This is a genomic window from Lelliottia sp. GFLA7 (assembly GCF_056490165.1).
This window is the reverse complement of the sequence record NZ_JBWLAQ010000008.1, coordinates 12,024-24,493: the sequence shown is the minus strand read 5'-3', so window position 1 is coordinate 24,493 and position 12,470 is coordinate 12,024. Positions and strand designations below refer to the sequence as shown.

Annotated in this window: 12 protein-coding genes; 8 read left to right on the top strand and 4 right to left on the bottom strand. The window is 54.5% G+C overall.

Annotated features, from left to right (window positions below; genetic code table 11):
* Nucleotides 1–14: 14 nt before the first annotated feature.
* On the bottom strand, nucleotides 15–1,361 hold the full coding sequence (gene envZ / locus AC07RN_RS17810) for a two-component system sensor histidine kinase EnvZ (protein ID WP_015960778.1): 1,347 nt from the start codon (nucleotides 1,359–1,361) through the stop codon (nucleotides 15–17).
* Nucleotides 1,358–2,077, bottom strand: a complete 720-nt coding sequence (ompR, locus tag AC07RN_RS17805) for an osmolarity response regulator transcription factor OmpR (RefSeq protein ID WP_001157751.1) — start codon at nucleotides 2,075–2,077, stop codon at nucleotides 1,358–1,360. The genes envZ and ompR overlap by 4 nt, the downstream gene beginning before the upstream one ends.
* Before the next feature lie 231 nt (nucleotides 2,078–2,308).
* On the opposite strand from ompR, the gene greB reads away from it, so the two are divergent.
* The 5 genes from greB to feoC all read left to right on the top strand — a co-directional run bounded on the left by greB (nucleotide 2,309) and on the right by feoC (nucleotide 8,297).
* Nucleotides 2,309–2,782: a transcription elongation factor GreB gene (gene greB / locus AC07RN_RS17800; protein WP_015960779.1), complete on the top strand. Its 474-nt coding sequence runs from the start codon at nucleotides 2,309–2,311 to the stop codon at nucleotides 2,780–2,782.
* A gap of 87 nt (nucleotides 2,783–2,869) precedes the next feature.
* Entirely contained in the window at nucleotides 2,870–5,200 is a 2,331-nt protein-coding gene (locus tag AC07RN_RS17795) for a Tex family protein (RefSeq protein ID WP_478336965.1), read from the top strand.
* A gap of 274 nt (nucleotides 5,201–5,474) precedes the next feature.
* Nucleotides 5,475–5,702: a ferrous iron transporter A gene (gene feoA, locus AC07RN_RS17790; protein WP_015960781.1), complete on the top strand. Its 228-nt coding sequence runs from the start codon at nucleotides 5,475–5,477 to the stop codon at nucleotides 5,700–5,702.
* 30 nt (nucleotides 5,703–5,732) lie between these two features.
* Complete coding sequence (gene feoB / locus AC07RN_RS17785; RefSeq protein ID WP_478336964.1) at nucleotides 5,733–8,051, top strand: Fe(2+) transporter permease subunit FeoB; 2,319 nt, start codon at nucleotides 5,733–5,735, stop codon at nucleotides 8,049–8,051.
* Nucleotides 8,052–8,060: 9 nt separating this feature from the next.
* A complete protein-coding gene (gene feoC / locus AC07RN_RS17780; protein WP_015960783.1) occupies nucleotides 8,061–8,297 on the top strand; it encodes a [Fe-S]-dependent transcriptional repressor FeoC in 237 nt (78 codons plus the stop codon).
* 40 nt (nucleotides 8,298–8,337) lie between these two features.
* On the opposite strand, the gene AC07RN_RS17775 is transcribed toward feoC, so the two are convergent.
* Both AC07RN_RS17775 and bioH read right to left on the bottom strand, forming a co-directional pair.
* Nucleotides 8,338–8,607 carry a YdgH/BhsA/McbA-like domain containing protein gene (locus AC07RN_RS17775; RefSeq protein WP_478336963.1) on the bottom strand — a complete coding sequence of 90 codons (270 nt, stop codon included), beginning with the start codon at nucleotides 8,605–8,607 and terminating at the stop codon, nucleotides 8,338–8,340.
* A gap of 108 nt (nucleotides 8,608–8,715) precedes the next feature.
* A complete protein-coding gene (gene bioH / locus AC07RN_RS17770) occupies nucleotides 8,716–9,489 on the bottom strand; it encodes a pimeloyl-ACP methyl ester esterase BioH (RefSeq protein WP_478336962.1) in 774 nt (257 codons plus the stop codon).
* A gap of 36 nt (nucleotides 9,490–9,525) precedes the next feature.
* Between bioH and gntX the strand changes: the two genes are divergently transcribed.
* The 3 genes from gntX to gntT all read left to right on the top strand — a co-directional run bounded on the left by gntX (nucleotide 9,526) and on the right by gntT (nucleotide 12,461).
* A complete protein-coding gene (gene gntX / locus AC07RN_RS17765) occupies nucleotides 9,526–10,209 on the top strand; it encodes a DNA utilization protein GntX (RefSeq protein WP_478336961.1) in 684 nt (227 codons plus the stop codon).
* A 61-nt stretch (nucleotides 10,210–10,270) separates the two neighbouring features.
* Nucleotides 10,271–10,846 carry a Fe-S biogenesis protein NfuA gene (gene nfuA, locus AC07RN_RS17760; RefSeq protein ID WP_015960787.1) on the top strand — a complete coding sequence of 192 codons (576 nt, stop codon included), beginning with the start codon at nucleotides 10,271–10,273 and terminating at the stop codon, nucleotides 10,844–10,846.
* 298 nt (nucleotides 10,847–11,144) lie between these two features.
* Complete coding sequence (gntT, locus tag AC07RN_RS17755) at nucleotides 11,145–12,461, top strand: gluconate transporter (protein WP_015960788.1); 1,317 nt, start codon at nucleotides 11,145–11,147, stop codon at nucleotides 12,459–12,461.
* Nucleotides 12,462–12,470 lie beyond the last annotated feature (9 nt).

The following is a 12,470-nucleotide window of genomic DNA, read 5'->3' as shown; positions in this document are numbered from 1 at the left end:
CTACCACCCATTTTTTAACTTTCTTTCACCTGTCCACGTGTTACCGGAACCGGCAACCAGGCGCGAATGCTCAAACCACCCCGCTCGCTGGTGCCAATCTCAAGCAAACCGTTATGGTTATCGATAATACGCTGCACAATCGCCAGACCTAAACCAGTCCCGCTGGTGCTACGCGCACTGTCACCACGCACAAACGGCTGGAACAGATGCTTACGCTGCTCAGGTTTAATCCCCGGTCCGTCATCATCCACCTGGAACCACGCGCGATTCAGCTCAGAACCACTGCTGACTTTTATCCAGCCGTTTCCGTAACGCGCTGCGTTCACCACCATATTCGCTACCGCGCGTTTGATGGATAACGGATGCATGCGTACCTGAATTTCGCCAGGCTGCAGGTCGGTGTCGATTTCACGCTCGTAGCCGCTTTCCGCCGCCACCACTTCACCCAGCACACCGTTGAGATCCGCCATTTCCATTGGCATTTCCTGGCCGGTCCGCAGGTAGTCGATGAACTGCTCGATGATGGCGTTACACTCTTCGATGTCTTTATTAATGGACTCCGCGAGATAACCGTCCTCTTCGCCCATCATTTCAGTCGCCAGACGAATTCGCGTTAACGGAGTACGCAGATCGTGACTCACCCCAGCCATTAATAACGTACGGTCATCCGCCAGCTGTTTAACGCCCGCCGCCATATGGTTAAATGCGCGCGTCACAGAACGGACTTCCGATGCGCCATATTCGCGCAGCGGTGGCGGAATAATGCCTTTACCGACCTGCAACGCGGCATGTTCCAGATCGACAAGGGGTCGGTTTTGTATTCGGATAAACAGCCACGCGCCGCCTATCGCCATTAGCATGATCGCCAGCGTGTAACGGAAGAGCGGCGAGAAATCGCCCTGATGAATTTCGGTGAGCGGCACGCGCACCCAGATATTGGGCGACAGCCAGGTTTTCAGCCAGACAACCGGCGAGCTTTTGTTGACCTCGACGCGCACTTCCGTCGGGCCACCCAGCTGCTGCGCCATCTGCTGGCTTAAGAATTCGTAGTGTTGCGCCCAGCGAAGACCTGCGTCTTCCGCCGCCTCGTTAGAGTACAGCGAAATCCCCAGCTCGCGGTAAATCTCACGGCGAAACGCAGGTGGAACCACCAACTGCGTGCCGTCCTCCAGCTGCAGTTTATCGGTCATCAGCATACGAACTTCGTAGGCCAGGACCTTATTGAACTGCTGGAGGCTCGGCAGAATCGCAAAGTTCAGCACGACCAGATAGGTCGTCACCAGGCTGACGAACAGCAAGGTGACAATCAATAGCAGCGTGCGGGCAAACGAACTTCGCGGTGAGAAGCGCATTCGCCTCATGCTTTAGAACCGTCCGGCACAAAGACGTAGCCCAGACCCCAAACGGTCTGAATATAACGAGGATGCGCGGGATCTTCTTCTACCATGCGGCGCAGGCGAGAAATTTGCACGTCGATGGAGCGTTCCATGGCGGAGTATTCGCGGCCACGCGCCAGGTTCATCAGCTTGTCACGAGAAAGCGGTTCACGCGGGTGGCTGACCAGCGCTTTCAGGACGGCGAATTCCCCGCTTGTCAGCGGCATAGGCTCATCTTCACGGAACATTTCGCGCGTACCGAGATTCAGCTTGAACTTACCGAACGCGATCACAGCCTCTTCCTGAGACGGTGCGCCAGGCAATTCGTTAGCCTGACGACGCAGCACTGCGCGAATACGCGCCAGCAGTTCACGCGGATTAAATGGTTTTGGAATGTAATCGTCAGCGCCAATCTCCAGGCCCACGATACGGTCAACCTCTTCCCCTTTCGCCGTCACCATAATGATCGGCATCGGGTTGCTTTGACTGCGCAGACGACGGCAAATCGACAGACCATCTTCGCCAGGCAGCATCAGATCGAGCACCATCAGATGGAACGATTCACGGGTCAGCAGGCGATCCATTTGCTCGGCGTTCGCCACGCTACGAACCTGGAAGCCCTGCTCGGTCAGATAACGCTCAAGCAGCGCACGCAGGCGCATGTCGTCATCCACGACCAGAATCTTATAATTCTCTTGCATATGTGTACTCCCAAAGGTCCGGATAGTATTTCAGTACGTATTCTAAAAAAGTGCGCGTTTACCACCAGCTAATTCTGGTATAAATTCTAGTCGAAATTGTTACAAAGCATATTTAACAGCAGCTTATCTGCACATTTCATCACATAAATCATAATGCGTCCTGTCTGTTAAGCTATGTGGTACGTAATGTGCGCATTGTTTGCAACCGAGTCGAGTCGTATAGGTCATACCATGAAAACGCCGCTGATCACCCGTGAAGGGTACGAAAAACTGAAAAAAGAGATGGATTACCTGTGGCGTGAAGAGCGCCCGGAGGTGACCAAAAAGGTGACATGGGCGGCGAGCCTCGGCGATCGCAGTGAGAACGCTGATTACCAGTATAATAAGAAACGGCTGCGTGAAATTGACCGCCGGGTGCGCTATCTCACCAAATGCCTTGAGTACCTGCGGATCGTGGATTATTCCCCTCAGCAGGAAGGAAAAGTCTTCTTTGGTGCCTGGGTTGAAATCGAAAATGACGACGGCGATACCAAGCGTTTTCGCATTGTCGGCTACGATGAAATTTTTGGTCGTAAGGATTACATCTCTATCGACTCGCCGATGGCCCGCGCGCTGCTGAAAAAGGAAGTCGGTGATTTAGCGATAGTGCAAACTCCGTCGGGCGAAGCGAGTTGGTACGTGAATGAAATTGAGTACGTAAAATAGTCCGAGAGCGCCCTCCACGACTGGCATTTTACCGTGTCAGTCCGTATAACTATCCCCCTAAATTTCGATCCTAAAGATGAAATAGCCATGATGAAAGATTCGCTCTGCCGCATTATTGCGGGTGATATTCAGGCCAGGGCCGAACAGGTAGAAGCTGCCGTTCGCCTGCTTGACGAAGGGAACACCGTGCCGTTTATCGCACGTTATCGTAAGGAAATCACCGGCGGTCTGGATGACACGCAGTTACGTAATCTGGAAACCCGTCTGGGCTACCTGCGCGAGCTGGAAGACCGTCGTCAGGCCATTCTCAAGTCCATTGGCGAACAGGGCAAACTGACCGAGGCGCTGGCGGGTGCCATCAACGGTACGATGAGCAAAACCGAGCTTGAAGACCTCTATCTGCCGTATAAACCGAAACGCCGTACTCGCGGACAGATCGCGATTGAAGCGGGCCTTGAGCCGCTGGCCGATCTGCTGTGGAACACCCCGTCGCACGATCCTGAAACGGAAGCCGCGAAATTCATCGACGCTGACAAAGGCGTAGCGGACACCAAAGCCGCCCTCGATGGCGCCCGTTATATTCTGATGGAACGCTTCGCCGAAGACGCGGCGCTACTGTCAAAAGTGCGTGATTATCTGTGGAAGAACGCGCATATCGTCGCGAAAGTTGTCAGCGGCAAAGAAGAGGACGGCGCGAAGTTCCGCGACTACTTCGATCATCACGAACCGATTTCTACCGCGCCATCGCACCGTGCGCTGGCGATGTTCCGTGGCCGTAACGAAGGCATCCTGCAGCTTTCTCTCAATGCCGATCCGCAGTTTGATGAGCCGCCGAAAGAGAGCTATTGCGAGCAGATCATTACCGACCATCTTGGCCTGCGCCTGAATAACGCGCCTGCTGATAGCTGGCGTAAAGGCGTGGTGAGCTGGACGTGGCGTATCAAAGTGCTGATGCACCTTGAAACCGAACTGATGGGCACCGTGCGCGAACGCGCTGAAGACGAAGCCATCAATGTCTTTGCCCGTAACCTGCATGACCTGCTGATGGCCGCCCCGGCGGGCCTGCGCGCCACGATGGGTCTCGATCCCGGCCTGCGTACCGGCGTGAAAGTGGCTGTCGTTGACGCCACCGGCAAACTGGTCGCCACCGACACGATTTATCCGCACACCGGTCAGGCCGCAAAAGCCGCCGTTGCCGTGGCGGCACTTTGCGAAAAACATAACGTCGAGCTGGTGGCGATTGGTAACGGTACTGCATCGCGTGAAACCGAGCGTTTCTTCCTGGACGTGCAGGAGCAGTTCCCAAAGGTTACTGCCCAGAAAGTCATTGTGAGTGAAGCAGGTGCATCGGTGTATTCCGCGTCCGAACTGGCGGCGCTCGAATTCCCGGATCTGGACGTTTCCATTCGCGGCGCTGTCTCTATTGCCCGCCGTTTACAGGATCCGCTGGCCGAGTTGGTGAAGATCGACCCGAAATCTATCGGTGTGGGTCAGTACCAGCACGACGTCAGCCAGACTCAGCTGGCGCGTAGGCTGGATGCGGTCGTGGAAGACTGCGTGAACGCCGTTGGCGTGGATCTGAACACCGCGTCCGTCGCGCTGCTCACCCGTGTGGCTGGGCTAACGCGCATGATGGCGCAAAATATCGTCTCGTGGCGTGATGAGAACGGACAGTTCCAGAATCGTCAGCAGTTACTCAAAGTCAGCCGTCTCGGGCCAAAAGCCTTTGAACAGTGCGCGGGCTTCCTGCGTATCAACCACGGCGATAACCCGCTGGACGCCTCGACGGTTCACCCGGAAACGTATCCTGTGGTGGAACGTATTTTGGCCGTCACGCAGCAAGCGCTGAAAGATCTGATGGGCAACAGCGCGGAACTGCGCAACCTGAAGGCCGTCGATTTCACCGATGAGCAATTCGGTATCCCGACCGTCACAGACATCATCAAAGAGCTGGAAAAGCCAGGCCGCGACCCGCGTCCTGAGTTTAAAACGGCGAAATTTGCTGAAGGTGTGGAGACGATGAAAGACCTGCTGCCTGGCATGGTGCTGGAAGGCGCAGTCACGAACGTCACCAACTTTGGCGCGTTTGTCGATATCGGCGTGCATCAGGACGGTCTGGTCCATATTTCGTCACTGGCAGATAAATTTGTTCAGGATCCGCATACCGTGGTGAAAGCGGGCGACATCGTGAAGGTGAAAGTGCTCGAAGTGGATATGCCCCGCAAGCGTATCGCGCTGACGATGCGTCTGGACGAGCAGCCAGGCGAAACCAACGCACGTCGTGGTAACGGCGGCGGCGCACGCGAGCAGGTACGCCCGGCGGCAAAACCGGCGCAACCGCGCGGTCGCGAAGCACAGCCTGCAGGCAACAGCGCCATGATGGATGCGCTGGCTGCGGCGATGGGGAAAAAACGTTAATTCTGCCTCTCACCCTCCTCCTGAAAAGGCGGAGGGTTATTTATTCAGTGTGGAACCGATTGCATATCCGTATTTAAACCAGCAAGTATCACTTCGTTAACAAATAAGTCATTTCCCTCTCACCTGCAAAATCATTAAATATTGAGCAAGGTCAAACTGTCCGCTAATTAATAGCCATAACAACATTACGTCACATTTTAAATATTGCTGGTAGAAACCATTCTCATTATCATTGCATCTGTTGATTATTTAACCTTCGGTGAAAGTGGTGTCTATGCAATTCACACCAGACAGTGCCTGGAAAATTACCGGTTTTTCCCGTGAAATTAGCCCGGCGTATCGTCAGAAACTGCTGTCATTAGGCATGTTGCCTGGTTCGTCCTTTCAGGTCGTTCGCATTGCGCCGTTGGGCGATCCTGTTCATATCGAAACCCGACGCGTCAATCTGGTACTGCGCAAAAAAGACCTCGCCTTATTAGAAGTCGAAGCCTTAACCCGATAAATCGCCAGTCGTTATTCCGAGTCTACAACAATGAAAAAATTAACCATTGGCTTAATTGGTAATCCTAATTCCGGCAAGACCACGTTATTTAATCAGTTTACAGGCGCTCGTCAGCGCGTGGGAAACTGGGCAGGCGTCACGGTCGAACGTAAAGAAGGTCATTTTTCAACGACAGATAATCTTGTCACGCTCGTTGATCTGCCCGGCACCTATTCATTAACCACGATTTCGTCTCAGACCTCGCTTGATGAACAAATTGCCTGCCACTACATTCTGAGCGGCGATGCGGATTTGCTGATTAACGTCGTCGACGCGTCCAATCTCGAACGTAATCTTTACCTGACGCTGCAGTTGCTTGAGCTGGGCATTCCGTGCATCGTTGCGCTAAACATGCTCGATCTGGCGGAAAAACAACAAATTCGCATCGACATCGACGCGCTTTCCGCCCGCCTCGGCTGCCCGGTTGTGCCGCTGGTATCGACCCGCGCACGGGGTATTGATGCCTTAAAGCTGGCCGTCGATCGTCACTCGCAAAATACCGATCTCGAGCTGGTGCATTACGCCAAACCGCTCTTGCAAGAAGCCGAGCATCTGGCGCAGGAAATGGCGCAGACGATGCCGGAAAAACAGCGCCGCTGGCTCGGCCTGCAAATGCTGGAAGGCGATATTTATAGCCGTCGCTACGCGGGGGATGCGGCGCAGAAGCTGGATATTTCCCTGGCGCGGCTCACTGAAAAACTTGACGATCCGGCGCTGCATATCGCCGATGCGCGCTATCAAAGTATTGCCGCGATTTGTGAAGTGGTCAGTAACACGCTGACGGCGGAACCCAGCCGTTTCACCGCAGCGGTCGATAGAATCATTCTGAACCGTTTTCTCGGTCTGCCGGTATTTCTGCTGGTGATGTATTTGATGTTCCTGCTGGCCATTAACATTGGCGGGGCGTTACAGCCGCTGTTTGATGTGGGGTCCGTAGCTATCTTTATTCACGGTCTGCAATGGGTGGGCTACACGTTACATTTCCCGGAATGGCTGACCATTTTCCTGGCTCAGGGGATTGGCGGCGGGGTGAACACTGTTCTGCCGTTGGTGCCGCAAATTGGCATGATGTATCTGTTCCTCTCTTTCCTTGAGGATTCGGGTTACATGGCCCGCGCGGCGTTCGTCATGGATCGTCTGATGCAAGCGCTGGGTTTACCGGGTAAATCCTTCGTTCCGCTGATTGTCGGCTTTGGCTGTAACGTGCCGTCGGTGATGGGCGCGCGTACGCTCGATGCACCTCGCGAACGCTTGATGACCATCATGATGGCACCGTTTATGTCTTGCGGTGCGCGCCTGGCCATCTTTGCCGTGTTTGCCGCTGCGTTCTTCGGCCAGCAAGGCGCGCTGGCGGTCTTCTCTCTTTATGTGCTCGGCATCGTCATGGCGATCCTCACGGGCCTGATGCTTAAACACACCATCATGCGCGGCGAAGCCTCACCGTTTGTGATGGAGCTACCGGTCTATCACGTTCCGCACGTGAAAAGCCTGCTGATCCAAACCTGGCAGCGCCTGAAAGGCTTTGTTTTACGTGCCGGGAAAGTGATCGTCATTGTCAGCATTTTCCTCAGCGCACTGAACAGCTTTACGCTCGAAGGTAAAGCGGCGGCTAACATCAACGATTCCGCGCTGGCCTCCGTCAGCCGTGTGATTACGCCACTGTTCAAGCCGATTGGCGTCCACGAAGACAACTGGCAAGCAACCGTGGGGTTGTTCACCGGTGCGATGGCGAAAGAGGTGGTCGTCGGTACGCTGAACACGCTCTACACGGCCGAAAACATTCAGGAACAGGAGTTCAATCCAGCGGAATTCCATCTCGGAGATGAGCTGCTCGGGGCGGTGGATGAAACCTGGCAAAGCCTGAAAGGCACCTTCAGCCTGAGCGTACTGGCCAACCCTATCGAAGCCAGCAAAGGCGACGGCGAAATGGCAACAGGCGCGATGGGCGTGATGAGCGAGAAATTTGGCAGCGCGTCGGCGGCTTACAGCTACCTGATTTTTGTGTTGCTCTACATTCCATGTATCTCAGTGATGGGTGCGATCGCGCGCGAATCCAGCCGCGGCTGGATGGGCTTCTCGGTTCTGTGGGGGCTGAACATTGCCTACTCGCTCTCTACCGTTTTCTATCAAGCGACCAATTTTAGCCAGCATCCGCGCTACAGTCTGGTGTGCATTCTGGCAGTGGTGCTGTTTAACGTGGTCCTGCTTGGCCTGCTGCGCCGGGCGCGTAGTCGCGTTGACGTGAACCTGCTGGCCACCAATAAGACAGTCGCGAATTGTTGTAACAGCCCGGCTGGCGACTGCCACTAAGAGGTCAATATGGCATCCATGATTGAGGTGAGAGATTTACTGGCGCTGCAGGGACGAATGGAGGCAAAACAGTTGAGCCTCTCTTTGCACACGCCACAGCCGTTGATCGATGCCATGCTCGAAAGAATGGAAGCAATGGGGAGAGCCCAACGTATTCAAGAGGATGCCGACGGTTGTCTCACGGGGAGTTGCAAGAGTTGCCCGGAAGGTAAGGCCTGCCTGAAGGAGTGGTGGGCACTGCGATAAGCAAACATGCAGGGGGCATTTCGCCCCCGGCGTGTTGTCATTATTTATAAACGTCAGCTGTGGCGTGAACAGATTTCTCGTTCTTGTTCGCGCTGGTAATCACGTAGTAAGTGCCGCCCAGCTCATCCGCCTTTTTCGACAGCTCTTTTTTGGCATCCATCGGAGCCGTGGTATCTGAAGTCGTGATATCACCGATCTTCGTCAAATTCATGCCTGCCACTTTATCTTTCTCCAGCTCTTGCGCTGCGAATACACTGCAAGACAAAGACCCAATAACCAAAGAGGCAACAATACCTGAAACAAGCTTCATAGCTATCACTCCCATAAATTGTAGTTTTGATTATCGTCGGCTGAATCGCCGCAACGACATTTGAAGTATTGTTGCGGCACATGACTTTTGCCAGGTTGAGGATAAAAATCAGTTGAAACGTTGACTTAACGCAACCAGCGCGGCACAAAATTCACCGGGATGCGAGATAAACGGCGCATGTGCGGCTTTAGCAATTACCTGTGATTCGCTCTGTGGCCACAGCGCATCCAGCAGCGGGACCACTTTGCGTGGTACCAGCCCATCAAGATAGCCATAAATCCGCAGGTGTGGCACATCAAGCGTTGCCAGCGGTTCGCGCAGATCGACCGTTTTCAGGATCTCAAGCCCGCCGTTGAGCACGTCAACGTCCGGCATCGGCAACGACAGCACAGTGCTTTTCAGCATCCGCGCATCCTGACGTGCGGTTTCAGTACCCATCGTTTGCAGCGCCAGAAAACGCTCCACCGTACGCTGAAAATCTTCGCTTAGCTGTTGCTGAAAATTGGCTAACACGTCTGGCCTGATGCCCGGCCATTCTTCACGCGCGCTAAAACAGGGCGACGAAGCCACGGTGACCAGCGCCTGAACACGCTCCGAATGCTGCAATGCAATCTGGCTTGCCACCAGCCCGCCGAGACTCCAGCCGAGCCAGACGGCTTTTTGCGGCGCGTGTTCCAGAACCTGCAGCGCCATCTCATCAAGCGTCATGGCACCAAAATCACGGCTGCGCCCAAAGCCAGGCAGATCAATCAGGTGCAGCGTGAAATGCGAGGCCAATTCCTCCTGAATGCAATGCCACACTTCGGCGTTCAGTCCCCATCCGTGCAGCAGCACAAGATGACAATTTCCTGTGCCGACGGTCTGCCACCAAAGATTCTTCATCGGTTATGGTTCTCTTTTTTAACAAGGAAGTTGCTCATGCTAACAGTGCCTGGCTTGTGCTGGCTATGCCGAATGCCGCTCATGATGAGCCGTTGGGGCATATGTTCGGTCTGTACGCGATCGTTCAACACCCGTCACCCTTGTTGCCCGCAATGCGGTTTACCGGCGATGAGCATGAAGATGCCTTGCGGGAGATGCCTGCAACACCCGCCGCCGTGGTGCGCGCTGGTGGCGGTCGATGATTATGTTCAGCCGTTGAGCGGCCTGATCCACAAACTGAAGTTTACGGGTCAGAGCCAACTGGCCTGGCCGCTTGCCCGTCTGTTAGTGCTTGCGGTTTTACACGCCAGGCGATCGCGGGCGTTGCCGAAAGTCGATCTCATTATCAACGTACCGCTACATTCCCGTCGCCACTGGCGTCGCGGGTATAATCAAAGCGATTTATTGTGCCGTCCGCTCGCGTGTTGGCTCGGCTGTGCTTACTTCTCTGGCGCGTTGAAGCGCGTGCACGCCACGGCAGTCCAACACCAGCTCAACGCGCGACTGCGCAAAAGAAACCTTAAAAATGCCTTTCACCTTGAATTGTCGGTGAAAGGTCGCCATATCGCGATTGTGGATGATGTCGTCACTACGGGCAGCACCGTGGCCGAACTTTCCCGACTGCTTTTGCAAAGCGGCGCGGCGTCGGTTCAGGTATGGTGTTTGTGTCGTACCTTGTAGCCCTTTTCCGATGGGCGTATAATAATACCCAAGTATTTTAGTCAACTATTAGGCCAAAGCTATGATCCGTATTTCCGATTCTGCACAAGCGCACTTTGCCAAACTGCTGGCAAATCAGGAAGAAGGGACGCAGATCCGCGTGTTTGTGATCAATCCAGGCACTCCGAATGCAGAATGCGGTGTTTCTTATTGTCCTCCGGACGCTGTGGAAGCATCTGACACTGCCCTTAAATTTGAGCTGCTCACCGCCTATGTCGATGAGTTGAGCGCACCGTATCTTGACGATGCGGAAATCGATTTTGTTACCGACCAGCTCGGTTCTCAGCTGACGCTGAAAGCGCCAAACGCCAAAATGCGTAAAGTGTCTGACGATGCGCCGCTGATGGAACGTGTGGAATATCTGCTGCAATCGCAGATTAACCCACAGCTGGCGGGCCACGGTGGTCGTGTAACGCTGATGGAAATCACCGAAGACGGCTTAGCGATCCTGCAGTTTGGCGGCGGCTGTAACGGCTGTTCCATGGTCGACGTGACCCTCAAAGAAGGCATCGAGAAGCAGATGCTGAATGAGTTCCCGGAGCTGAAAGGCGTTCGCGACCTCACCGAACACCAGCGCGGCGAGCACTCCTACTACTAAGCTCCCGTCTGTCTCAGCCCGGCAATCTCCCCCCTGCCGGGCCGCATTTCCCCTTCCCGCTATAACATGACCTGTGTCTCATAATTCAAATTTTGCCCCCCAGGGTGATTCTCAATCGATAGATGTTACCCGTATCATTCTCCCAAGCACTAAGCACCCTCATAACAGCCGACTAAACTTAATGGTTTCGCAGGCAATCAGTATTAGTGCCGTAACCACTCTGTTCCCAGTTGGGACAATCGGAAAGTGTCGTTGAAACAATGACGTTACCCATAACAAATCATAGGCCAGGTCAATCATGCCATTAGTTATCGTCGCTATCGGTGTTGTCTTATTACTGCTCTTGATGATCCGTTTCAAACTGAACGGGTTCATCGCTCTGGTTCTGGTGGCACTCGCAGTCGGTTTGATGCAAGGGATGCCGCTGGTAAAAGTTATTAGCTCGATCAAAGCAGGTGTGGGCGGAACGCTCGGCAGCCTGGCGCTGATTATGGGCTTCGGCGCCATGCTCGGCAAAATGCTGGCAGACTGCGGCGGCGCGCAGCGTATTGCCACCACGTTGATTGCCAAATTCGGCAAACAGCACATCCAGTGGGCCGTGGTATTAACTGGCTTCACGGTGGGATTTGCGTTGTTCTACGAAGTGGGCTTCGTGCTGATGCTGCCGCTGGTCTTCACCATCGCGGCTGCCGCTAACATTCCGCTGCTGTATGTTGGTGTGCCGATGGCCGCTGCGCTGTCTGTCACCCACGGCTTCCTGCCCCCTCACCCGGGTCCAACCGCGATCGCGACCATTTTCCATGCAGATATGGGTAAAACCCTGCTGTTCGGTACGATTCTGGCGATCCCAACCGTTATTCTGGCCGGCCCGGTATTTGCTCGCTGCCTGAAAGGCATCGACAAGCCGATTCCTGAAGGCCTGTACAGCGCGAAAACCTTCACTGAAGAAGAGATGCCAAGCTTTGGCGTCAGCGTCTGGACCTCGCTGGTACCGGTTGTTCTGATGGCGATGCGTGCGGTTGCCGAGATGATTCTGCCAAAAGGCCATCCATTCCTGTCCGTTGCGGAATTCCTGGGTGACCCGGTCATGGCGACGCTGATTGCGGTGCTGATTGCCCTGTTTACCTTTGGTCTGAATCGTGGCCGCAATATGGATCAGATCAACGAAACGCTGACCTCTTCCATCAAAATCATTGCCATGATGCTGTTGATCATCGGCGGTGGCGGTGCGTTCAAACAGGTTCTGGTCGACAGCGGCGTGGACAAATACATCGCCTCCATGATGCATTCCACCAATATTTCTCCGCTGCTGATGGCCTGGTCGATTGCTGCGGTTCTGCGTATCGCGCTGGGTTCTGCGACCGTGGCGGCGATTACTGCAGGCGGCATCGCGGCTCCGCTGATTGCGACAACCGGCGTAAGCCCAGAGCTGATGGTTATCGCGGTCGGTTCCGGTAGCGTGATTTTCTCCCACGTGAACGATCCAGGCTTCTGGCTGTTCAAGGAATACTTCAACCTGACTATCGGCGAGACCATCAAGTCCTGGTCAGTGCTGGAAACCATTATCTCGGTATGCGGCCTGATCGGGGTTCTGCTGCTGAACATGGTGATTTAAAAGAAAAAA